A 22,226-nucleotide genomic window follows, 5' to 3' on the forward strand; every position below is an offset into this window, starting at 1 on the left:
TGCCGGGCGCCGAGGAGCCGCGGATGCACGAGCTGGCGATCACCCAGAACGTCGTGGACACGATCGTGGAACGGATCGGGGCGGCGCGGGCCACGGCGGTTCACCTGGTCATCGGGCAGGTGTCCGGCGTCGTGCCCGGCTCCGTCCGGTTCTGTTTCGACCTGGTGGCAGCGGGCACGCCGGTCGAAGGCGCTCGCCTGGAGATCGACGAACCGCCGGGCCGTGCCCGTTGCCGGCGGTGCGGCGCCACGTTCGAGGCCGACGACCTCCTGCTCCTGGTGCTCTGCCCGTGCGGCAGCGCCGACGTCGAGGTGGTCGGTGGCGACGAGCTGATGATCGCGGCGGTCGAGGTGACACCCGTGCCGAGCGGCGGAGGTGATGTGGGATGTGTGGAACCTGCGGGTGTGACGACGCCGCGCCGCCGCCCCGACTAACCTCCCTCACCTCCGTCGACCCTGTCGGCCCGGTCGGCCCGGTCGGCCCGGTCCTCGTCAGTCCCGGCCCGGCGCATGACGGCCACGCGCATGACGGGGGGACCTCGTCGCGCACCGTGGTCGTCGAGGAGCGGGTGCTGGCCAGGAACGACATGCTCGCCGAGGCGAACCGCCGCCGCCTGCTCGCCCGTGACGTGCTGGCGATCAACCTGATGAGCTCGCCGGGATCGGGCAAGACGACGCTGCTGGAGCGGACCGTCCGCGAGTTCGGCGTGAGCGTGCCGATCGCGGTGGTTGAAGGTGATCAGGAGAGCATCCGGGACGCCGAGCGCATCCGGTCCACGGGGGCTCCCGTCGTCCAGATCAACACTGGTCGTGGCTGCCACCTCGATGCGGCCATGATCGACTGTGCGCTGCGTGAGCTCGAACCATCCGAGGGTTCGATGGTGTTCATCGAGAATGTCGGCAATCTGGTCTGCCCGGCGCTGTTCGACCTGGGCGAGCGAGCGCGGGTGGTGCTGATGTCCGTCACCGAGGGCGAGGACAAGCCGACCAAGTATCCGCACATGTTCGCGGCTGCCGATCTCGTCCTGCTCACCAAGTGCGACCTGCTGCCCTACCTCGACGTCGACGTCGCGCGGTACGAGGCGCAGGTTCACCGGATCAATCCCCGGGTCGACGTGCTGCGCGTCTGCGCGGCCCCGGGGTCGGGGTCGGGCCTGAGGCTGGGGCCCGGCCTGGGCCAGTGGTACGCCTGGCTGCGCGCCGAGCGAGGTGTCGGCCACCGCCCGCGGTCGAGCGGGCCGTCTCACGGTGTTTGAGGCCGCGACACCCGGGCAGCCCGTCGAAGAATAGCTACGAGCGTTCTCGTGACTACATATAGTCATAATGCGTAATTATGCGTAGTTACAGTACGGTGGGCATCGTCCCCAGGGGTGGTGCCACGGCTCCGCCGAAGGGGGACCGTCATGCTGCTCGCGGGTTCGTCCTGTCCTGGGCGCCGCTCGCCATGATGACGACGCCCGGTGCGCCGACCACCCTTCACGTGGACGTGGGGGCCGGCATCGGTGCTGACGAGGCCGGTGGGAGCTGTCCAGCCGGTTTCGCGTCGGCCCGTGCAGTGGCTGACGCGGTGCTGCACGAGGGCTACCTGCTCTATCCGTATCGCCGCTCCTCGGGCAAGAACCGGATGCGGTGGCAGTTCGGGGTGCTCGCGCCGCGGCGTTGGGTCGAGGCGGGTGGGCCGGTCCCACGGACCGTCGCCGGATCGACGGATGCGTGGTGCCAGCAGACCGACTGTCTTCTTGAGCCGTCCCCGACCGCCTCGGTCGTCGTCCGGCTGCGCTTTCTGCAGCTCCAGCGCCGTTCGGTCGAGGCCAGAGGGGCCGACGGCGCGTTCGGTGAGGTCGACGCGCTGAAGGCGGACGGTACTGCTCGGCTGAGTTTCGACGAGGCGGTGCCGCGCGAGGTCGGTCTCACTCTCGACCTGGCCGACCCGGCCGACCCGGCTGTGCGGGGCCGGTCGGCGGAACAGGCTGATCGTGGAGAGTCGTTCAGCCTGAGCCTGCCCGGTGGCATGGAGATTGAGCCGTTGGACGATCGCGGCAACCTGGCGGGCCGCGACGTTGGGCGCGGCGGTGCGGCTCGGGTGGTTCGTCGGCGGTGGCCGGTCTCGGCGACGGTCCGGGTGTCCGTGACGCGGGCTGCGGCTCCCTTCCGGCTGTACCGGCTGCGCCTGGCCGTCGAGAACACGGTGGCGGACGTCCCCGTCGGCGCCGCGCGACCGATGGCGCTGCGCCGATCGATGATCGCGACACACAGCCTCCTGGGTGTGCGCGGGGGACGGTTCCTCTCGCTGCTCGATCCGCCGACCTGGGCCGCCGGGGCGACACGGGGGTGCGAGAACATCCACACCTTTCCCGTTCTCGCCGGTGCCGACGGAGCGCCGGATGTGATGCTGTCCTCGCCGATTATCCTGTACGATCATCCCCGGATCGCCCCCGAGAGCCCGGGTGACCTCTTCGACGCCACCGAGATCGATGAAATCCTCTCGCTGCGCACGCTGGCTCTGACCGACGACGAGAAACACGAGGCCCGGGCGACCGATCGCCGCGCCGCGGAGATCATCGACCGGGTCGACGGCATTCCGCGGGACACCCTCGCCCGCCTGCATGGTGCCGTCCGGTCGCTGCGACCGGTTCCGTCGTCCGGGGCCGCACCGGCCGGCGTACCGGTTGCCGCACCGGTCGCCGCCGCGACCACGCGATGGTGGGAGCCGGAGGCGGACCGGTCGGTCCGTCCGGACAGCGACAGTGTTTCCCTGGACGGCGTGATGATCGCCAAGGGCAGTCGGGTCCGGCTGCATCCCCGTGGCCGTGGAAGCGGCCGTGGAAGCGACGCGCACGACATGTTTCTCATGGGGCGAGAGGCCCGGGTTCAGGCCGTCTTTCTGGACGTCGACGGCGCCTGGCACGTCGCGGTGTCCCTGGACGACGACCCGGCCGTCGATCTGCACCGGTGGTACGGCCGTCATTACTACTTCGCACCCGAGGAGCTGGCACCGCTCACCGACGGACCGGGTGCGTCATGAGCGGGCCGGCGCCCACCCGCGCGGGTCCGTCCGCGGGTCCGTCCGCGGGCCCACCGCGCGTCCTCGTGGCCGGGATCGGCAACGTGTTCCTCGGCGACGACGGATTCGGGGTGGAGGTCGTGCGCCGCATCGACCCGGCGGACCTGCCGGCCGGGGTGGACGTCGTCGACTACGGGATCCGCGGCGTGCATCTCGCCTATGAGCTCCTCGACGGCCGGTACGACGTGGTGATCCTCGTCGACGCGGTCCCGTCGACCGATCCACCGGGGACTCTCGCGGTGCTCCGGCCCGAACTTGACGGGGCCGGCGTGGACGACATCCCCGTCGACGAGATCCCCGTCATGGACGCCCATGGCATGTCTCCCGACGTGGTCCTGCGGTTGCTGCGGGGCCTCGGTGGCGATGTCGGCCGAGTGCTGGTCGTCGGCTGCCGACCCGCCGTCGTCGAGGAGCGGATGGGACTGTCCCGCGCAGCGGGGATGGCCGTCGACGACGCGGTGCGGCTCATCGCGCAGATCATCCGAGACCCCGGCTCGTGGGATCCATCCCCAGCATCCGCCAGTAGGAGGGAGAGGCCAAGATGACGGCCACGAACCCGCAGTCCGTGACTCCGCAGCCCGGGAGCCCGCGACGCGGCGGTTTCGACGAGGTGCACATCCTCTGGATCTCCGAGGGGATGAGCTGCGACGGCGACACGGTGTCGGTGACCGCGGCCTCCCAGCCGGCGATCGAGGATGTCGTCACCGGGCTCGTGCCGGGATTGCCGACGGTCCATCTGCACAACAAGGTGCTGTCGCCGACCGTCGGCGGGGAGGAGTTCCTGGCCCCGTACCGAGCCGCGGCCCGCGGTGACATCGAGCCGTTCATCCTCGTCATCGAGGGCTCGATTCCGAACGAGAACATCCACGGCGACGGGTACTGGACGTCGTTCGGGAACGATCCGGACACCGGCCAGCCGCTGACCCTGAACTGGTGGATCGACCGGCTGGCCCCCAGGGCGTGGGCGGTCGTCGCGATCGGCACCTGCGCCGCGTACGGCGGGATCCACGCGATGGCCGGCAACCCGACCGGGTCGATGGGCCTTGCCGACTACCTGGGCCATGACTTCACCTCCGCCGGCAACCTGCCGATCGTCAACGTCCCCGGCTGCCCGGTCCAACCGGACGACTTCATGGAGACGCTGACCTGGGTGCTTTACCACGCGGCGGGCGCGGCACCACCGCCACCGCTGGACGACCAGCTCCGACCCCAGTGGATTTTCGGCCGGACCGTGCACGAGGGCTGTGACCGGGCGGGCTACTACGAGCAGGCCGATTTCGCGAAGGACTATAACTCGCCGAAGTGCCAGGTGAAGATCGGATGTTGGGGTCCGGTGGTGAACTGCAACGTGCCCAAGCGCGGATGGATGGGCGGGCTGGGCGGCTGCCCGAACGTGGGCGGCATCTGCATCGCCTGCACGATGCCGGGATTCCCGGACAAGTTCATGCCGTTCATGGACATGCCGCCGGGAGCGAGCCTGTCCTCGCTCGCGATCAAACCTTACGGGTCGTTTATCCGCAGGCTGCGTGGCATCACCAATGCGACGGCGAACACCGAGCCGAAGTGGCGGCACAACCGGGAGCTGCTGACCACCGGCTACGACCCGCGTTACCGCCCCTAGGACCGGGCCTAGGGCCGGGCCCAGCGATGCCGAAGGGATTGTGCGATGACGACGGCCAGGCAGTCGAGAACCAGGGAGAAGCCCGCCCAGATCGTGGAGATGGCGTGGGACCCAATCACGCGCATCATCGGCAATCTCGGGATCTACACGAAGATCGATTTTGCCAATCGGCGGGTCACCGAGTGTCACAGCACCTCGTCGCTGTTCCGCGGTTATTCGGTGTTCATGAAGGGCAAGGACCCGCGGGACGCGGGTTTCATCACCAGCCGCATCTGCGGCATCTGCGGGGACAACCACACCACCTGCTCGGTCTACGCCCAGAACATGGCGTACGGCATCGCGAACCCGCCGATGGCGGAATGGATCATTAATCTCGGAGAGGCCGCCGAGTACCTGTTCGACCACACGATCTTCCAGGACAACCTGGTATTCGTGGACTTCTGCGAGGCGATGGTCAAGCAGACCAACCCCGGCGTGCTGGCCCGGGCAGAGGCCACTGCCGCACCGAACGCGGCCGTGCACGGCATGCGGACTATCGCTGACATCATGCGCTCGTTCAACCCGTTCGAGGGAGAGATCTACCGGGAGGCCCTCAAGGTCAGCCGGATCACCCGCGAGATGTTCTGCCTGATGGAGGGCAGGCACGTGCACCCCTCCACGCTGTATCCGGGTGGGGTCGGCACGATGCCGGAACCGACGGTGTTCACCGACTACCTCAGCCGGCTGATGGAGATCCTCGATTTCGTCAAGAAGGCCGTCGCGCTGAACGACGACCTGTTCGACTTCTGGTACGAGGCGCTGCCCGGTTACGAGGAGGTCGGCCGCCGCCGGGTGTTGCTGGGCTGCTGGGGCGCGTTCCAGGATCCGAACGTCGTGGACTACCGGTACGAGAACATGACCACCTGGGGCCGGGCGATGCACGTGACACCCGGGATCGTCGTCGATGGCGATCTGCTGACCACCGACCTGGTGGAGATCAATCTGGGTATCCGGATCCTGCTGGGCAGTTCCTTCTACCAGGACTGGGTGAACGAGGAGCCGTTCGTCACCCGGGATCCGCTCGGAAATCCGGTCGACATGCGCCATCCGTGGAACCAGACGACGCTGCCGGTGCCGCAGAAGCGGGACTTCGGGGAGAAGTACAGCTGGGTGATGAGCCCGCGGTGGCTCGACGCCCGCAGCGGCGAGCATCTCGCCCTGGATACCGGGGGAGGGCCCTTCGCCCGGCTTTACACCACGGCGCTCGCCGGACTGGTGAACACCCCCTACGTCACCGCAACCGGGGGCGCGGTGAACATCTCGCTGCCGCGCAGCCGCACGCTGCCCGCCGTCGACCTGCAGTGGAAGCCGCCGGCCTGGTCGAACGCGATCGAGCGGGACCGGGCCCGCGTCTACTTCGTCGCCTACGCGGCGGCGATGGCGCTGTACTTCCTCGAGCAGGGCATGGATCGGGTGCGCTCGGGTGACACGCGGGTGTTCTGCGACTTCGACGTGCCGGACGAGACGATCGGCTGCGGTTTCCACGAGGCGGTGCGCGGTGTGCTGTCGCACCACATGGTGGTGCGCGACGGCAAGATCGCCAATTATCACCCCTACCCGCCGACGCCGTGGAACGGCAGCCCCCGCGACTTCTTCGGGACCCCGGGCCCCTACGAGGACGCGGTCCAGAACATGCCGATCTTCGAGGAGAACGGTCCGGAGGGGTTCAAGGGCGTCGACGTTATGCGGACGGTGCGCAGCTTCGACCCCTGCCTGCCCTGCGGGGTGCACATGTATCTCGGTCGGGGCCGCACTCTGCGCACGGTGCACTCGCCGATGTTCGGGGCCAGCCATGGTTGATCCGGACGGCGCGGGTGGGCACCGGCTCGACGATCTCGCCGTGCGGGGCCGGCTCGCCCACCTCGACGAGGTGCTGGCGCAGGTGGAGCGCATTCCGGGGCCGAGTGGCGAGCTGGCGATCGATGCGGTGGCGACACTCGCGGCGGTGTACGGCGAGGCGCTGGCCCGAGCCGTCGGATACGCGTCGGGGGCCCCGGAGGTGCTCGCCGCGTTCACCGGCGACGAGCTGCTCGACCATCTGCTCGTCCTGCACGACGTCCATCCCGAGCCGGTCGGGGCCCGGGTCGCGCGGGCGATCGAACAGCTTCGGCCCGGGATCCGGGACCGGGGTGGGGAGATCGAGCTGAGTGGGATCGAACGGGGGGTGGCCGAGGTCCGGCTGACCCTCGGCGGGTGTGGCTCGACCTCGGCGGGGATCACCGAGGCGGTTCGCCAGGCCGTGCTCGCCGTCGCGCCGGAGCTGTCTGACGTCCGGCGCCTGCCCGCGCCGGGCGCACCCGAGCGGACCGCCTTCGTTCCCCTCGACACGGTGCTCGCCCGGCCCGTCGCTGACGGGGTGGGCCCATGACGTCCCCGACGTCCCCGACGTCCGACGGCGCGTTGCGGCGGCTTGTGCGCGCCGCGACCGGCCGCGCCGGCGCGGCCGAGGCCCGCTGCGACATGTGCCGGACCGCCGTGCCGGCGGAGCATCGGCACATCCTCGACGAACAACGCGACGAGCTGCTCTGCGCCTGCCAGGCGTGCGCGCTGCTGTTCGACCGGGAGGCGGCCGGGCGTGGGCACTTCCGGCTTGTTCCCCGGCGACGGCTGCGGCTTCCCGCACTCGACGCGGACGAGCTGGGTACCCCGGTGGGGCTGGCGTTCTTCGTCGTCGGGACCGACGGCTCGGTCAGCGCCCGCTATCCCAGCCCGATGGGCGCCACCCGCTGGGACGTCGAGCCCGGCACGTGGCGCGGCATCGTGCGGCGCTGCCCGGCGCTGGGTGACCTGACACCGCTGGTCGAGGCGCTGCTGACGAACACCGCCCACGGCCGCCACGAGCACTGGATCGTTCCCGTCGACGACTGTCACCGGCTCGTGGCGGTCATCCGGCGGGAGTGGAGGGGCCTGTCCGGAGGCAGGCGCGTGCGGCCGGCGATCGACGGGTTCTTCGCCGATCTCGGCCGCCGGCCCGCAAGCCCGGTGCGGGCCGGGGTCCGGGAGCCCGTTGCGCCCGCACGGCCGGTCCATCTCACGGGCCAGGGCCGCGCGGGCCCCGCGGGGCGGGGCTGAGAGGAAAGAGAGGGAGGGGAGGACGAGATGGCTGAGATCCGGGTCGGTAAGCCCGACGTCGCGCCGGACGCCACCGCGCACGTCAAGGGGGTAGCGCAGGGCAACGCGACCGGTTCGTACCGATGGCAGGCGGGGCACCACGCCGATGGCAGCGCCGACGCACGGCGCTCCACCGGCGTCCGGCCGAAGAGGCGCAATCCCGTCGCACCGAGGAGCATGCCCAACCTGCCGCCGGGGTAGCGCCCAGCGGGCGGCGCACCACCCGAAGCCCGCGGATACCCATGAGAAAGCGGTACCGAGGAGGTGGAGCATGAGTAGTCGCAAGCTGGTGCTGGCGACCGTCGGCGTGGCCGGTGCCGTCGGCCTGTTCTGGAGGGAGTATCCGGCCCTCGTCCGATACATCATGATCGAGAAGATGTGATGGCGGACGGCACGGCGGGCCGCATGACCCGGCCGGCGCTCTCGGTGGGCGGGGCCGGTGAACCGAGTCGGGAGGCCGGCCCGGGCGGCCGGGCCCGGCGACGGTTCGTCGTCCAGGGGCTGGTCCAGGGGGTCGGCTTCCGGCCATTCGTCCACGCCGCCGCGACGGAGCTGGCTCTGACCGGCTGGGTGCGCAACGACACCGGCGGCGTGGTCACGGAGGTCGAGGGAACCCCCGGCGCGGTCGAGGACTTCGCCCGCCGGCTTCGCTGCGACGTGCCGCCGCTGGCCATGGTCGAGCGGGTCGTGACCACGGAACTTCCGCCCTGTGGCGGATCCGGCTTCGCGATCGCCCGGTCCCGGCCGGCCGCGGGCGGGCGTACGGCGGCGGCCCCCGACGTGGCGACATGCCCGGACTGCCTGCGGGAACTGGCCGACCCCGCGGACCGGCGTTACCGGCATCCGTTCATCACGTGCACCAACTGCGGACCCAGGTTCACGATCATCACCGACCTTCCCTACGACCGGCCGGCAACGACGATGGCCCGGTTCGCCATGTGCCCCGTGTGTGAGCGGGAGTACTCCGATCCGGCCGACCGGCGTTTCCATGCCCAGCCGATCGCCTGCCCGGCGTGCGGACCGCGCCTGGAGTTCGTGTCGCCGTCGGGCGCGCCGCGGACCGGCGAGGACGCGCTCGCTGCGGCGCGGCGGCTGCTCGCCGACGGTGGCGTCCTGGCGGTGAAGGGGGTGGGCGGCTACCACATCGCCTGCGTCGCGACCGACCCGACGGCGGTGACGACCCTGCGACGCCGCAAACGGCGCGGCGGCAAGCCGTTCGCCGTCATGGTCCACGACCTGGCTGCGGCCCGGGCCCTGGCGCATGTCGACGAGTGGGAGGCGGCCCTGCTCACCGACCCCGCTCGGCCCATCGTGCTGGTGCGCCGTCGCCGCGACGGCCGTCCCGCGCTCGCCGACTCCGTCGCCCCGGACAACCCCGATCTCGGTCTGCTGCTGCCCTACACGCCGGTGCACCATCTGCTGCTCGGCCTGCCAGGCGAGCCCGGGCCCGTCCATCGAACCGTCGGCACCGCCGGATGGCCGCCGTTGGTGATGACCTCCGGGAACCTCGGCGGCGAGCCGATCGCGGCCGGCGACGCCGACGCCCTGCGCCGGCTCGCTCCGCTCGTCGATGGCTGGCTGCGCCACGACCGTCCGATCCGAGTGCCCTGCGACGACTCCGTTGTCCGGGTGGTCGACGGTGCCCCGTCGCCGGTACGCCGCTCGCGTGGCTACGCGCCGCTGCCGGTGCCGCTGCCGTTCGAGGTGCCCCCGACGCTGGCCGTCGGGGCCGACCTCAAGAACACCTGCGGCCTGGGCTCGGGCCGGTCGGCCTGGCTCAGCGGGCACATCGGGGACATGGACGACCTGGCCACCATGCGCGCCCTCGATGCCGCCGAGCGGCACCTCGAGCACCTGACCGGCGTCACCCCCCGCCAGCTCGTCACCGACGCGCACCCGGGCTACCGGTCGCGCCAGTGGGCGGTGCGGCACGCTGCCGGCCGACCGGTACGGACCGTGCAGCACCACCATGCCCATGTGGCCGCGCTGATGGCCGAGCACGGCCTCGACGGCACCCGGCCGGTGGTGGGATTCGCCTTTGACGGGACCGGCTACGGCCCCGACCGGGCCGTGTGGGGCGGCGAGGTGCTGATCGCCGACTACCACGGGTTCCGGCGCTTCGCCCACCTGGGCTATGTGCCGCTTGCCGGTGGGGACGCCGCGGTTCGGCGGCCCTGCCGGATGGCGCTTGCCCATCTGCACGCCGCCGGAGTCCGCTGGGATCCCACCCTGCCGCCGGTCGTCGCCTGCCCGCAGCCGGAGCGGCGGGCGCTGACCCACCAGCTGGCCAGCGGGCTGGGCTGCGTGCCGACCTCCAGCATGGGGCGGCTCTTCGACGCGGTCAGCTCGCTGCTCGGCATCCGTCACGAGGTCGACTTCGAGGCGCAGGCGGCGATCGAGCTGGAGGCCCGGGCGCGGGCCGCGACCGGCGGCGGCGCGGACGACCGCGAACGCCACGCGTTCGCCTTGCGCGGGCAGGGGCCGGGCAGGCCGCTGATTATCGACCCGGCGCCGGTCATCCGGGCGATGGTGAGGGATCTGTCGGCCGGGCTCGCCGTGGACACCGCCGCGGCCCGTTTCCATACAGCCGTCGTGGCGATGATCGTGGACCTCGCCCGGCGAGCACGCGTAGAGGTGGGCCTTGACCTGGTCGGACTCACCGGCGGGGTCTTCCAGAACGCCGTTCTGGCGACGGCTGCATCCAGGGCACTGCGTGCGGGGGGCTTCACGGTGCTGCGGCATGCGCGGGTACCTCCGAATGACGGGGGGATCGCTCTCGGTCAGCTGCTCGTCGCCGCAGCGCGGGAAAAGGCGCGGGAAAAGGGGTGAGGAACAGGTGTGTCTCGCGGTTCCAGGACGGGTGGTGGGGATCGAGGAACGCCACGGGGCCCGGATGGCCGAGGTCGATTTCGGAGGTGTGCGCAAGGACGTCTGCCTGCAGTACCTGCCCGAGATCACGGTCGGCGAGTACGTGATCGTGCATGTGGGGTTCGCGATCCAACGGCTGGACGAACGGTCGGCGTTGGCGTCGCTGGCCACCTTCGCGCGGATGGGACTCCTGACCGAGGAGTTGGGTGACGGTGCGGACGGTGTGAGTGCCACGGCCCGCGGGGCCGGCGAGGAGGAGGGGATGACGCGGTGAGGTATCTGGAGGAGTTCCGGGATCCGGAGCTGGCCGGTCGGCTGCTGGAACAGATCCACGCGACGACGACCCGCCCATGGTCGATCATGGAGGTCTGCGGTGGGCAGACCCACTCGCTCATCCGGCACGGTATCGATCAGCTTCTGCCCGAGGGCATCGAGATGATCCACGGTCCCGGCTGCCCGGTGTGCGTGACCCCGCTCGAGATCATCGACAGGGCTCTGGAGATCGCCGCGCGGCCGGGCGTCATCTTCTGCTCCTTCGGCGACATGCTGCGGGTGCCGGGGAGCGATCGGGACCTCTTCCGGGTGAAGAGCGCGGGTGCCGACATCCGGGTGGTCTACTCCCCGCTGGACGCCCTGACGATCGCCCAGCGCAACCCCGATCGGGAGGTCGTGTTCTTCGGGATCGGATTCGAGACCACTGCGCCGGCCAACGCGATGACGGTTTTCCAGGCGAAACGGCTCGGCTTGGGCAACTTCTCCCTGCTGGTGTCGCATGTGCTGGTACCGCCGGCGATCGCTGCGATCATGGAGTCGCCGAGCTGCCGTGTCCAGGGGTTCCTGGCCGCTGGTCACGTCTGCAGCGTGATGGGCACCGGCGAGTACCCGGCTCTGGCGCGGCGTTACGGCGTGCCGATCGTGGTCACCGGCTTCGAACCACTCGACCTCCTCGAGGGCATCCGGCGCACCGTGGTGCAGCTGGAGGCCGGCCGACACGAGGTGGAGAACGCCTATCCCCGGGCGGTTCCGGCCGCCGGCAACCCAGCCGCCATCGCGATGCTGCGGGACGTTTTCGAGGTGGCCGACCGGGCCTGGCGGGGCATCGGTGTCATCCCGGGCAGCGGCTGGCGCCTGTCGCCGGCCTACCGCGACTTCGACGCGGAGCTGCGGTTCGCCGTGGCGGACGTCCACACGGCCGAGTCGTCGGCGTGCCGATCGGGCGAGGTGCTCCAAGGCTTGATCAAGCCGCATGAGTGCGTGGCCTTCGGACGGCAGTGCACGCCGCGGACCCCGCTCGGCGCGACCATGGTGTCCTCCGAAGGGGCCTGTGCCGCCTACTACCTCTACCGCCGGATGAGCACCTCTCCGGCGGTTGCGCAGGCCTCGCCGGAAGCGGGACGTGCGCTGGAGGTGGGACGTGCGCTGGAGGTGGGACATGGTGGATGAGGCCGTGACGGCGGTGGATCCGGCCGGGTGGACCTGTCCTGTGCCGTTGGTGGAGTGCCCCACGATCGTGATGGGGCATGGCGGCGGGGGCGCGATGTCGGCCGAACTCGTCGAGCATCTCTTCCTGCCGGCCTTCGGAGTCGCCGGCGCGGGCGGTCCGGAGGACCTGGGGGACGCGGCCGTGGTCACCGTCGACGGCGCACGGGTGTCGTTCACCACCGACTCCTACGTCGTTCGACCGTTGTTCTTCCCCGGCGGCTCGATCGGCGATCTCGCGGTCAACGGAACTGTCAACGACCTGGCGATGTCCGGCGCCGAACCCCGGTACCTCTCGACCGCGTTCATCCTGGAAGAGGGCACCGAGCTGACCGATCTCGGCCGGGTGGCGGATGCGCTCGGAGCGGCGGCCCGTGCCGCGGGCGTCCGGCTGGTAACCGGTGACACCAAGGTCGTCGATGCCGGTCACGGTGACGGGGTCTACGTCAACACGGCGGGGATCGGCCTGGTTCCCGACGGCGTCGACATCCGGCCCGCTCGGGCCCGGGCGGGCGACGTCGTCCTGGTCAGCGGCGAGATCGGGCTGCACGGGATCGCCGTGCTCAGCTGCCGGGAGGGCCTGGAATTTGCCACGGAGGTCCGCAGTGACACCGCTCCGTTGCACGGACTGGTCGGCGCTATGCTGCGCACCGGTGCGGACGTGCACGCCCTGCGGGACCCGACGCGCGGAGGACTGGCCGCGACACTCAACGAGATCGCGCGGACCGCGCGGGTGGGAATCGTCATCACCGAACGGCATGTTCCCGTTCCCGAGCCGGTCCTCGATGCCTGCAGCATTCTCGGGCTGGACCCCTTCTACATTGCCAACGAGGGCAAGCTCGTGGCGATGGTCGCGCCGCGGGACGCCGATCGGGTGCTTGAGGCGATGCGCGCGTGCCCACTCGGCCGAAACGCGGCCGTGATAGGTACGGTGACCGCGGAACACCCGGGAATGGTGGTCGCGAGGACCGGTCTCGGCGCGAGCCGCGTGGTGGACCTCCCGGTCGGCGAGCAACTTCCCCGAATCTGCTGAATCCCTGAGCTGTTTTCGAGTTGAGGGCGGACCCGTGCATTCTGGTCCGCGCCTCTGTCGCTGAATTCGGCGAGATCCTCGGGCAGGTGGAATGGTGACGTGCATGCCTGTCAGTCTCTCGGTGGCGGGCCGGGGCTCAGGGAGTGACTGACCGGCGCGGCGCGGGCGTCCGGCGGAATGCGGCGAGGACGTCCTCCGGACGTTCGGAGACAGGCGTCGGCGGCTCGGGATGGCGACAATCATGGTCAGGTGGCCGGGGACGGTGTGGACGTGAACATGGTTGTAAGCGTAGCCCCCTCGCCCGGCAGTGTCGAACACACGTTCGTTTCTGTGATCGCGGATCCGTCTTGGGGGTGTGGTCGTAATCGCGAAAGGATGACCCATCGTTCCGCGTTGAACGTTGGTCTCAACCGAGGTAGCGTGGGTGGGCATTGGCGCGGTTGTTTCCGTCGAGGGTGAGGGTGGATGCGTCGGGCTTGCGGTCGGTTGGGGCTGTGGGGGTATGCTTCACTCTCGAGCCGTCCGGCCCGCCACGTGGCGGTTGGGTGGGCGAAGTAGCGGTGGATAATCGTATGGTCTTTCGGGTGTTGTTGAGGTGAGTCGTGAGTACAGGTAAGGTTCTTCGCTTCGACCATGTTCGGGGTTACGGTTTCATAGCTCCCAGCGACGGAGGAGACGATATTTTCCTACATGCCAACGATCTTCTTGTTGAGAAGAATCTCGTCGTCCCCGGGGCCGTCATGGAGTTCGAGATCGAGGAGGGCGAGCGTGGGCTGAAGGCCAGTTCGGCCCGCATCCTCAGGTCCACGCCTGCGGCTTCGGGCCTGGCCGCTCCGGCGCCGACGAGGGGAACCGTCCACGCGGACGATTCCGACGCTCTCTGTGACGTCCTGCCGGTCGGGGAGTTCACCCAGGAAATCACCGAACTGTTGCTCCGGATCGACCCGACCCTGACGGGGACGCAGATAGTTCGGGTCAGAAGCGAGCTGATGGGCGTGGCCGAGAAGTACGGTTGGATCGAAAACTGACGCGTATCCGGGCGCCTTTCCCGCGTCCGGCCGTCTCTTGCCCGGACGTGGGAGGCCTCGGGGCCTCGGGGGCGGGAGGATCTGGATCGCGCGGGCGGTCCGGCGGAGCCGGGCAGGCGCCGTCGTTCGGCGTCTCGCGCGGCGGCGGTTCTTCCCGCCGGGGGAACCTACAGCTCGACGAAGCCGGACACGCAGGTGATCGTGTCGCCGCCGATCCAGACCGTGCCGTCCGCATCAGCGGAGATGTGCACCCGTCCGGTCCGGTGGAGCAGTGTTCCCTGGCTCACGGTGTAAGGCGCGCTCGCTCGTCCGGTCCGGAGCAGCCATTGGGCGACGGACGCGTTGAGGCTTCCGGTTACCGGATCCTCCCTCATCGTGCCGTTCACGGGGAAGAAGGCCCGAACTTCGAACGTCTCGGTCGACTCTGGCGGATACGGGCCGAGCACGCCGAGATGCAGGTCGACGATGCCCGGTTGCAACGCGAGGACCGCCTCGGCGCTGTCGAGCAGAACAGCAATCCATCCCGGCCCGTTGTCCGCCCACTCGGCGGCCACGATGTCGTCGCGGGCGATGCCCAGCACCGTGCTGATGCGCTGGATGAGTGCCTCCTCGACCGGCCCCGAGCGTCGCAGCGGGGGTGCGGCGAACGCGAGTCCGTCCGCGGTCCGCCGAACGGGAATAAGCCCGGCACCGCACTCCTGAACGACCACATCGCCCCGTTCGGCCGGAGGCCGGGTGGTCAGCCAGGCGTGGCAGGTACCCAGCGTGGGATGCCCCGCGAAGGCCAGCTCGGCACCGGGCGTGAAGATCCGGACCCGGTAGTCGGCGTCCGGTGAGGTGGGCGGCAGGATGAAGGTGGTCTCCGAGAGGTTCGTCCACCGGGCGAACCGTTGCATCTCCTCCGGGTCGAGTCCCGATCCGTCGAGTACGACGGCTACCGGATTGCCCTGATATGGGGATCTTGAGAAGACATCGATCTGTTGGAAGGGACGCGGCATCGGCCCAGTGTCCCGCGGCCCGCCGGCTGACCGCGCGGATGCGGGCGAGGAATTCCTGGATTCCGATCGCCAGGCGGCTGGAGACGATGGGGCGTCACCAGGAGCGGGCCGGCGCGGGAATGCCTCCGGGTGCATATCAGCATGAAGGCGTGAGTTCCTCCGCCGACACCCATGGCCGACCCCATCACGCCGAGGCGGGTGGCCGCCCGCCTCCGCCAGAACCGCGAGGCCGCCCGGCAGAACCTCCGTGCCACCTCCGTGCCGAACCCGACTCCGAGACCAACCTGCGGTCCGAGGTGTGGTCGCTCCACATCGGGCCGGCGCTCGGGCTTGGCCCCGACGAGGTGGAACGGGACGTTCAGGAGCTCGTCGCGCACGCCCGAGCGGAGATCCGTAACGGCCAGGCCGAGCTGATGGATCCGGGAGTGATGGATCCGGGAGTGCCGTGACGCCTCAGGTTCATCGTCGGCGACGACGCGGATCCGGTACCTGGTGCCCGGTACCTGGTGCCGGGCGCGTGGGGCCAGGTCAATCGAGAGCGACGATTCAACCGAACGCGATGATTCAGTCGAGCGCGACGACGAGACCGCGCAGCTCGTAGGCCGCGATCTCGTCCCGGAGGGTGACCTGAGGTGGGCTGGCCATGCGTAGGCCGTCGAGCATGAACAGCTTGTGCAGGAAGATGTCGGTTTCGTGGATGGCGACGTGTGCGCCGGGGCATTTGTGGGGCCCCTCGCCGAAGCTCAGCCCCGCCGGACTCACGCCGTCGCCGATCGGGCGGGCGGGGCGGACCGTGTACGGGTCGGCGCCGATGGCCTGCGTGTCGACGTTGGTGCTGCTCACCGCGATGTCGATCTGGGCGCCGGCTGGGATCGTCAGCGGGCCGCGTGGGCCCGGTAGGTGGATGTCGGCTGTCGTGCGCCGTTTGAGAGTGGAGATGACCGGTTCCAATCGCAGGAGCTCGTGCAGGATCGCGATCCGTTCGGTCTGGTCGGCGTCGCGGTAGCGGGCGCGCAGTGTGTCGTCGGTGAACAGGTGCCAGGCGGCGACGTTGATGAACTCCCGGGTGGTGATCATTCCTGCGGGTGCGAAGGTGACGCACTCGGCGAAGATCTCGGCGTTGGTGCAGCCTTGATCGATCATGTGTGAGATGAGGTCGTCGGTGCGTCGCCGACGGCGGGCGCGTACCGCGGGGCGCACGTCGGCGAGGTAGAAGGCGAGGGCGTGGCGGTTCTGCCGGATGAACTGCCTGATGCCGCGGATGCTGGTGACATTCGGCGGTCCGAGGTCTCCCTGGGCGAACCGTTCCAGGCGGGCGGCCATGCCGGGGCGGCTGTTGGTGAGGCCGATCACCGCGGCGGCGACCTCGACGGCGAGGGCGAAGCTGAGCTCGGACAGGTCGACGCTCCGCTCGCGGCGCAACCGGTCGATCTGCTCGTCGGCGACGCGGTGCATCAGCTCGCGGTAGTGCTCGTCGACCCTGCGTAGAGTGAAGAATCGTGCGGTCAGCCGGCGGCGTTCCCGGTGCTCGGGGCCGTCGCTGTGCAGCACCGGCCGGCGGATCCGCTTGGGGATCGCCTTAGAGGCGTCGATACCGAGGCCGGCTTGCTTGGTTTCCAGGCTGCGCAGCACCGCCTGTCCGGCGGCGTACCCGCTGATCCGCCATGCGCCGTCGGCGTCCTGCACGACCGGGCATCCGCCGTTCGGGTCTTCGCGGTTGATCTTGCGTGCCGACGTCCCGACGTCGGTCACCACGGGATCCGCCATGGATTCTCCTTCCCAGGGCACTCCGGAAACCGGCCGGGGGCGCGGCTTCAGGGCCGTCATGACTGACCGGTGAGGCAATGGAGTGGTGCTGATGTCTATCGAATCGTTGGTGGATGCGAGGGAAAGCCTCCGCCGCCCCTGCGGCTGGCTTGTTCGGGTAACGGCTCGAGGCGGAGTCGGGTGGCATCGGAGGAAGCCGTCGGCCGGACGCCCGAAACCTCTTGCAATGGCCTGTGCGCCGGCAATGGTGCCCTCGGCGCGGGGAATCCGTAACGGTCCCGGCCGTGACGGTCCGCCAGGTTCGGCGGCATGCCTCAACGGTTCTGGCCGCTTTTCACGCTCCGCTTTTCACGCTCCGGGTCCGGGTCCGGGTCCGGGTCCGGGTCCGGGTCCGGGTCCGGGTCCGGGTCCGGGTCCCGTCCGACTTTACCGGAAGGATTGGGAGGGTCGGCTCATTCGTGCCCTAATTCGTGCCCTCATTCGTGCTCTCCGGGGCGCAGCAGCGGGCCGTGATCTGACTACCCAATTGTGTCGGTTGGTGGGCGGGGCGTTCACGCCGAGCGTGGTCACGGCGCTTTTTCGGAAGCTCGCCGTCATGGTCTACGGCAGGCCCGGCAAGGCGATCACGACGGGAATCACGTGTCGCGCCCTTCCGTGCCGCGTGAAGGATTTCACGCCGATCGGGACGCCCTCCGCGTCCCGCCGTACTTCCCGTCGGATGCCACCTCGGTGGTGCAGGTGACGCCCTTCCCGGCAGTGACCGCGCCACTGAACGTGAATGTTCCGGCGCCGGACGCAGATAGTGAATGCAGATAGCGAATGCATTATCATCTGGTATCTCGGTCGCCCGGCGTGGCCGGCGTCCGGCCGGACCGGCCGAGTTGTGGGGAGCAAGGCACGGTCCAGGGACCGCGGACCGTGCTCAGGTCCCCCAGATTCGCCGGCCGAAGGTCGGCCGAAGGATCGTGGGCGCCGCCTGAGTGAGCGGGTGCGAGCGGGTGCGGTGGGAGGCCGGCGCACGGTTGCACGGTTTGCGCGGTTTGCTTAGTTCGTGCGGTCCGGGCGGGGTGAGAGGACCGCCGATACCGCCGCCGGCCCCGTACCGGACCGGGAGATGGCCACCCTGGCCACGGCCACCCTCGCCGTCGCGCTCCGCGGGTTCACCTCCGTGAACTTGGGCGTCAGATCCGGTGTTCGGTAAGTACCTCGGCGGTGAGTTCCTGGGCTTTCTGGGCGCGGTCGGGTTGCGCGAGATGGACGGCCACGAACAGGGCGTCGAGGACCGTCGCGTGGATGATGCGGCTGCTCATGGCCTCGACTCGGTAGTTTGTTTCGCTGCTGCCGGCGACGAGGGCTACGTCGGCCAGCCTCGTCAGGGGGGATCGGAAGAAGCTGGTGAGGGCTATGGTCGTGGCCCCCGCCGCGCGCGCCGCGGCGGCGCCGGCCAGGGTTTCGCGGGTCTGCCCGGTGTGGCTGATGGCCAGGCAGGCGGAGGCGGGGGGCAGCAGGCGCGCGGCCACATGTTGGACGTGGGCGTCGGCGGGGGCTTCGACGAGCAGGCCGAGGGTGCGAAAGCGGTAGGCGGCGTCCTGGGCGAGCGGGGCGGACGTCCCCGCGCCGATGAGCAGGACCCGGTCAGCGCGATGCAGGGCGTCGACCGCGCGGGCGAATGCCGTGCGGTCGACGGTGCGGGTGGTCTCGGACAGGGCCGCCTCGGTGCTGCGGAGGATCTTCTCCAGGATGGTGGCAGGGGAGTCGGCGTGAGTGACGTCTTCGTGAAGGCCGCGTTCGGGGGGAATCGCTTCGCCGGCGAGACGGATCTTGAGGTCGGCGAAGCCCTTGAGGCCGAGGTCCTGACAGAACCGGACCACGGTCGCGACGGAGGTGCCGGTCCGATCGGCGAGATCGGTGACGGTGAGGTGAACGATCTCCCTCGGGTCACTGAGGATCAGCTGGCCGATCTTGCGACCGCTGGGAGTGAGAGTCGGCAGGCAGGCGCGTAGGTGCGCGATGGTGCCGCCCGGCCCGGGGATGGGTTGGGCGGGCTCGTCGATCGCCTCGACGGCCGTCGGTCCGGTCATGGTCTCTCCCAACGTTGTCGCCATCCTCGCGCTTTCCGGCTTCCGGCTTGCCGGTGGTGTACTATCATCTGCCGCACGGGTCGGATGAAGATCTGTTTCTTCGGTAGAAGTCTTACTGTATGAAAATTCTATCTATCTAATATATCCTGTTAAGAGGATGTTTTCTTCTGCTGCCTACGGTCGTCTACGGTCATGGCCGTGGATCAGGGCGGGGGCAGTCGATGGGGAGGTCGGGCGGATCGTTGGGGCGCCGTCCACCGGCTTGCCGCTCGGTAAGCCGATCATCTTCGGATAGCGCCAGGGAGATCCGAGTGTCGTAGCTGGCAAGGTTGGATCACGCGATAGAAATTCGTTACTTGAGATTGTATCGGTTAGGTGATTTTTTACAAAAGGGTGAAGCGTGAGTCTGCCAAGCGGATCCATGGCCCGGCTGGGGTCGCACGTGACCGCCGATCTCGACCGGTGGCGCGGGACGGGCGTCTGGCTCGTCCACGGCTTCCTGCCGGGAGACGATCTGGCCCTGCTGCGCCGATGGGCCCAGGAGGTCGAAGACTGGCCGCCGGCCCCCGGCCGGCAGCGCCCCCAACCACTCTGGCCACCCCCGCCGCACGCTCTACCTCACCTACAACCGGCTGTCCGACGGCAACCGGCGCGACACCTATGGAGCCCTGCTGTCGTGTCGGTCGTAGAGTTCCGGCCCGGAACTCTACTCGGGAGGACACCACCTGACCGGGCGCAACCCGGGCCATCGCCAACTCCAGGGTCTGGCGAGTACTGCAGGGCCTGGCAAGTACTGCACACCGACCACCGGCGTCCGCTCCCGACCTGTCGGTCGGTATTCTCCGTGATCCGGGCGCTCTCTTTCTATTCCATGAGTTCTGCGTAGCCCTCCTTATCACCCTCCTTGGTTCCGGCGGTGCCGGGTGGGCCCGGTCCCGGCCGATCCCGTTTCCCGCACCGACCATTCCGGCGCGCTGGCGGCCATCATCCTGCACACACCACATCCGCGGACCCGGCCCGTTCGGAGAGCCCGACATAATCGTATCGCCGTCCTCCGTCTTCTTGGTGAGGACAGGTGAGTCGGAACACGCCGGCCGAACAGCTTTCGCCGACGTCTCCTGGTGGGTGCGGAAAAAATCCCCGGCACACACGGCAGGGGGCGGACCGTCCGCGCCCGGTTCCCGCCGCCGTGTTAGCCCGGACGGGGTACATGGTGAGATCGTGCGGGGTAGCACGAGGACGTCGCAGAGTACTGTCGCCAGAGCGATTCAACGTACACGTACGCCGATAAATTACGCAGGGAAGGGGCGTCCCGCTATGCGCTCGCGAAAAATGTATTTTGCCGCTGTCGGTGCTGCCGGCGCCCTGGCCGCCGCCGTGGCCGGTCCAGCCGGCGCCGCGTTCCCCGACGGGGTGCCCGGTTCCAGTCAGGTCACGCTCCCGGGCGGCTCCGCCCTGCGGCCAGATCTCGACGTGAGTATCGACAACGTCGTCGTCAACCCGACCCCGCCTCATGTCGTCGCACAGATCAACCCGTTGTTCCGCGCCTACTCGATCGGGGCGGCCGACATCAACCGGGTCCAGAGCCACCTGCGGTCGCTCGAGCTGCGATCGGCAGGCGGGCACGACATGGTCTCGTGGACGCTGAGGAACGTCACCGATCATCCTGTCGCCTTCGGCTGGTTCTCGAAGGAGGGGCGGGGTGGCAACGGGGTGCTGGCGGCGGGTGCCTCGCGCACCCTGGACACGCATTCCTCCCTTGTCGTGGCCCGCGCGTTCGACCAGTCGTGGAATCCCTCACCCCAGCTGCCGACGATTGGTGTGTCGACCCAGGGCCGGCCGGTGCCGGCCACCGGACCTGGCCCGTCGACCGCCACCACTACCGGCACTACCGGTGCTACCGGCACTACCGGCACTACCGGCACTACCGGTGCTACCGGCACTACCGGTGCTACCGGCACTACCGGCACCGGCCCCGTCGCCCCGGGAGCCGGTATCGCGCCGGGCGCGCGGGGCGAGGCGCCCTCGTCCCCGCAGGCTTCTGGCGGTGGACAGGCTTCTGGTAGCGGACAGACTCCCGGCACTGGGGAGTCGACCGGTGGCGGACAGAACCTGAGTACCGCGAAGGCCCTCGGAACGGGAGCCCCAGCCCAGGGGACGGGCTCGACATCACCCGTAACCAGCGGCATGACGCCACAGGGCTCGCCCGGGCAACAGGGCGGCACCGGCACCGGCACGACGGCACCGGCGACGCCGATCACGACGAACACCATCCCCTTCACGGGATGACCGGCTCTATGGGATGACAGAGGTGACGGACGCGGGCACCCGGCGGCCTCGACCACCCGCCGGCTTGTCGGCGCCGCGCGCGTCGGCCGCGCTGGTGGTCGCCGTGTGCGGGCTGCTGTTCCCGGCCGCCTGCGCGGTTGGCGGTGAGGGCATCGGCGCCAGGTCTTCGGCCACCGGTATGTCTTCGGCCACCCCCAGGTCTTCGGTCACCGCTATGTCTTCTCGCGGCGCGGCGGCCGAACCGGAGGCGGTGAACACGATTCTGACCGCGACCGTCGCCGGCGTGGACGTCTACCCAACGCCCGTGTCCACCCGGCCCGCGTCGCGGCTGAGTAACCCGAACGAGGCGGGCGCGCCACGGGTCTTTCTCGTCACGGCGAGGCTGCCCGGATGGTGGCAGGTCCTGCTGCCGGTATGGCCCAACGGAAGCCGAGGATGGATCAGGGACGACCAGGTCCGCGCCAGCACCACCGCCTACCACCTGCAGGTCGTCCGCGGAGCCCACCAGTTGCGGCTGTACCGCGGGAACACGCTCATATCCTTGTTCGTGGTGGCGGTCGGAACCACGGAAACACCGACTCCCGGGGGGCGGTACTACCTGACCGAACTGCTGCGACCGCGGAACCCGACCGGACCCTACGGGCCCTTCGCCTTCGGCATCTCGGGCTTCTCCACCTCACTGGCCTCCTTCGAAGGCCATGCTCCGATTATCGGTCTGCATGGCACCAACCAGCCCCATACGCTGGGGCGTGACGTCAGCCACGGCTGCATCCGCCTGAGCAACAGCGACATCACCCGGTTGGCGGGCATGCTGCCCCTGGGCACGCCGGTCGACATCGTCGCCTGACC

At 69.6% G+C, this 22,226-nt stretch carries 20 protein-coding genes; 17 read left to right on the plus strand and 3 right to left on the minus strand.

Translation table 11 applies throughout. The features are described 5' to 3' along the window. Positions 1–23: 23 nt before the first annotated feature. The 14 genes from AC08OV_RS08025 to AC08OV_RS08090 all read left to right on the plus strand — a co-directional run bounded on the left by AC08OV_RS08025 (position 24) and on the right by AC08OV_RS08090 (position 14,242). Positions 24–434, plus strand: a complete 411-nt coding sequence (locus tag AC08OV_RS08025; protein ID WP_476613672.1) for a hydrogenase maturation nickel metallochaperone HypA/HybF — start codon at positions 24–26, stop codon at positions 432–434. Then, positions 386–1,255 (plus strand): hydrogenase nickel incorporation protein HypB, encoded by an 870-nt coding sequence (gene hypB, locus AC08OV_RS08030; protein WP_476613671.1) that lies wholly within the window; start codon positions 386–388, stop codon positions 1,253–1,255. The genes AC08OV_RS08025 and hypB overlap by 49 nt, the downstream gene beginning before the upstream one ends. Positions 1,256–1,332: 77 nt before the next feature. Continuing rightward, entirely contained in the window at positions 1,333–3,024 is a 1,692-nt protein-coding gene (locus AC08OV_RS08035; protein WP_476613670.1) for a hypothetical protein, read from the plus strand. Then, entirely contained in the window at positions 3,021–3,608 is a 588-nt protein-coding gene (locus AC08OV_RS08040) for a hydrogenase maturation protease (protein WP_476613669.1), read from the plus strand. The genes AC08OV_RS08035 and AC08OV_RS08040 overlap by 4 nt, the downstream gene beginning before the upstream one ends. Then, positions 3,605–4,684: an NADH-quinone oxidoreductase subunit B family protein gene (locus tag AC08OV_RS08045; RefSeq protein ID WP_476613668.1), complete on the plus strand. Its 1,080-nt coding sequence runs from the start codon at positions 3,605–3,607 to the stop codon at positions 4,682–4,684. The genes AC08OV_RS08040 and AC08OV_RS08045 overlap by 4 nt, the downstream gene beginning before the upstream one ends. Positions 4,685–4,729: 45 nt before the next feature. Further along, complete coding sequence (locus AC08OV_RS08050; RefSeq protein ID WP_476613667.1) at positions 4,730–6,523, plus strand: nickel-dependent hydrogenase large subunit; 1,794 nt, start codon at positions 4,730–4,732, stop codon at positions 6,521–6,523. Further along, the gene (locus AC08OV_RS08055; protein WP_462186350.1) at positions 6,516–7,091 is read left to right on the plus strand and encodes a NifU family protein; all 576 of its coding nucleotides are present in this window, start codon (positions 6,516–6,518) and stop codon (positions 7,089–7,091) included. Before AC08OV_RS08050 ends, AC08OV_RS08055 begins: the two co-directional genes overlap by 8 nt. Further along, complete coding sequence (locus AC08OV_RS08060; RefSeq protein ID WP_476614314.1) at positions 7,088–7,795, plus strand: DUF5947 family protein; 708 nt, start codon at positions 7,088–7,090, stop codon at positions 7,793–7,795. The genes AC08OV_RS08055 and AC08OV_RS08060 overlap by 4 nt, the downstream gene beginning before the upstream one ends. A gap of 27 nt (positions 7,796–7,822) precedes the next feature. Then, positions 7,823–8,035, plus strand: coding sequence for a hypothetical protein (locus AC08OV_RS08065; protein WP_462186348.1), 213 nt, complete (start codon positions 7,823–7,825; stop codon positions 8,033–8,035). A gap of 180 nt (positions 8,036–8,215) precedes the next feature. Then, positions 8,216–10,663 (plus strand): carbamoyltransferase HypF, encoded by a 2,448-nt coding sequence (gene hypF, locus AC08OV_RS08070; protein ID WP_476614315.1) that lies wholly within the window; start codon positions 8,216–8,218, stop codon positions 10,661–10,663. 7 nt (positions 10,664–10,670) lie between these two features. Beyond that, positions 10,671–10,976: a HypC/HybG/HupF family hydrogenase formation chaperone gene (locus AC08OV_RS08075; protein WP_476614316.1), complete on the plus strand. Its 306-nt coding sequence runs from the start codon at positions 10,671–10,673 to the stop codon at positions 10,974–10,976. Beyond that, positions 10,973–12,145 (plus strand): hydrogenase formation protein HypD, encoded by a 1,173-nt coding sequence (gene hypD / locus AC08OV_RS08080; protein ID WP_476614317.1) that lies wholly within the window; start codon positions 10,973–10,975, stop codon positions 12,143–12,145. Before AC08OV_RS08075 ends, hypD begins: the two co-directional genes overlap by 4 nt. Then, positions 12,135–13,214, plus strand: coding sequence for a hydrogenase expression/formation protein HypE (gene hypE, locus AC08OV_RS08085; protein WP_476614318.1), 1,080 nt, complete (start codon positions 12,135–12,137; stop codon positions 13,212–13,214). Before hypD ends, hypE begins: the two co-directional genes overlap by 11 nt. 602 nt (positions 13,215–13,816) lie before the next feature. Next, positions 13,817–14,242 (plus strand): cold-shock protein, encoded by a 426-nt coding sequence (locus AC08OV_RS08090; protein WP_462186345.1) that lies wholly within the window; start codon positions 13,817–13,819, stop codon positions 14,240–14,242. A 167-nt stretch (positions 14,243–14,409) separates the two neighbouring features. Here the strand turns inward: AC08OV_RS08090 and AC08OV_RS08095 are convergent, their stop codons facing one another. Beyond that, positions 14,410–15,240, minus strand: a complete 831-nt coding sequence (locus AC08OV_RS08095) for a PhzF family phenazine biosynthesis protein (protein ID WP_476619496.1) — start codon at positions 15,238–15,240, stop codon at positions 14,410–14,412. Between the two features lie 149 nt (positions 15,241–15,389). On the opposite strand from AC08OV_RS08095, the gene AC08OV_RS08100 reads away from it, so the two are divergent. Then, positions 15,390–15,689 (plus strand): hypothetical protein, encoded by a 300-nt coding sequence (locus AC08OV_RS08100; RefSeq protein WP_476619497.1) that lies wholly within the window; start codon positions 15,390–15,392, stop codon positions 15,687–15,689. A gap of 115 nt (positions 15,690–15,804) precedes the next feature. Here the strand turns inward: AC08OV_RS08100 and AC08OV_RS08105 are convergent, their stop codons facing one another. Both AC08OV_RS08105 and AC08OV_RS08110 read right to left on the minus strand, forming a co-directional pair. Then, complete coding sequence (locus AC08OV_RS08105; RefSeq protein WP_476614320.1) at positions 15,805–17,007, minus strand: cytochrome P450; 1,203 nt, start codon at positions 17,005–17,007, stop codon at positions 15,805–15,807. A 1,181-nt stretch (positions 17,008–18,188) separates the two neighbouring features. Next, entirely contained in the window at positions 18,189–19,088 is a 900-nt protein-coding gene (locus AC08OV_RS08110) for a MurR/RpiR family transcriptional regulator (protein WP_476619498.1), read from the minus strand. A gap of 1,317 nt (positions 19,089–20,405) precedes the next feature. Here AC08OV_RS08110 and AC08OV_RS08115 point away from each other — a divergent pair. Then, a complete protein-coding gene (locus AC08OV_RS08115) occupies positions 20,406–21,377 on the plus strand; it encodes a hypothetical protein (RefSeq protein WP_476619499.1) in 972 nt (323 codons plus the stop codon). A gap of 13 nt (positions 21,378–21,390) precedes the next feature. Next, complete coding sequence (locus AC08OV_RS08120; protein WP_476619500.1) at positions 21,391–22,224, plus strand: L,D-transpeptidase; 834 nt, start codon at positions 21,391–21,393, stop codon at positions 22,222–22,224. Positions 22,225–22,226 lie beyond the last annotated feature (2 nt).

It is taken from the genome of Frankia sp. CeTa3Moorea (assembly GCF_978021225.1).

Excerpts from the sequence above, each read along its gene's own strand:
- AC08OV_RS08050 (WP_476613667.1), top strand. The coding sequence starts at position 4,730 with ATGACGACGGCCAGGCAGTCGAGAACCAGGGAGAAGCCCGCCCAGATC.
- AC08OV_RS08115 (WP_476619499.1), top strand. The coding sequence starts at position 20,406 with ATGCGCTCGCGAAAAATGTATTTTGCCGCTGTCGGTGCTGCCGGCGCC.
- AC08OV_RS08060 (WP_476614314.1), top strand. The coding sequence starts at position 7,088 with ATGACGTCCCCGACGTCCCCGACGTCCGACGGCGCGTTGCGGCGGCTT.
- hypE (WP_476614318.1), top strand. The coding sequence starts at position 12,135 with ATGGTGGATGAGGCCGTGACGGCGGTGGATCCGGCCGGGTGGACCTGT.
- hypF (WP_476614315.1), top strand. The coding sequence starts at position 8,216 with ATGGCGGACGGCACGGCGGGCCGCATGACCCGGCCGGCGCTCTCGGTG.
- hypB (WP_476613671.1), top strand. The coding sequence starts at position 386 with ATGTGTGGAACCTGCGGGTGTGACGACGCCGCGCCGCCGCCCCGACTA.
- AC08OV_RS08095 (WP_476619496.1), bottom strand. The coding sequence starts at position 15,240 with ATGCCGCGTCCCTTCCAACAGATCGATGTCTTCTCAAGATCCCCATAT.
- AC08OV_RS08035 (WP_476613670.1), top strand. The coding sequence starts at position 1,333 with ATGCGTAGTTACAGTACGGTGGGCATCGTCCCCAGGGGTGGTGCCACG.
- AC08OV_RS08110 (WP_476619498.1), bottom strand. The coding sequence starts at position 19,088 with ATGACCGGACCGACGGCCGTCGAGGCGATCGACGAGCCCGCCCAACCC.
- AC08OV_RS08045 (WP_476613668.1), top strand. The coding sequence starts at position 3,605 with ATGACGGCCACGAACCCGCAGTCCGTGACTCCGCAGCCCGGGAGCCCG.
- AC08OV_RS08120 (WP_476619500.1), top strand. The coding sequence starts at position 21,391 with ATGACAGAGGTGACGGACGCGGGCACCCGGCGGCCTCGACCACCCGCC.
- AC08OV_RS08105 (WP_476614320.1), bottom strand. The coding sequence starts at position 17,007 with ATGGCGGATCCCGTGGTGACCGACGTCGGGACGTCGGCACGCAAGATC.
- AC08OV_RS08040 (WP_476613669.1), top strand. The coding sequence starts at position 3,021 with ATGAGCGGGCCGGCGCCCACCCGCGCGGGTCCGTCCGCGGGTCCGTCC.
- AC08OV_RS08025 (WP_476613672.1), top strand. The coding sequence starts at position 24 with ATGCACGAGCTGGCGATCACCCAGAACGTCGTGGACACGATCGTGGAA.
- AC08OV_RS08055 (WP_462186350.1), top strand. The coding sequence starts at position 6,516 with ATGGTTGATCCGGACGGCGCGGGTGGGCACCGGCTCGACGATCTCGCC.
- AC08OV_RS08065 (WP_462186348.1), top strand. The coding sequence starts at position 7,823 with ATGGCTGAGATCCGGGTCGGTAAGCCCGACGTCGCGCCGGACGCCACC.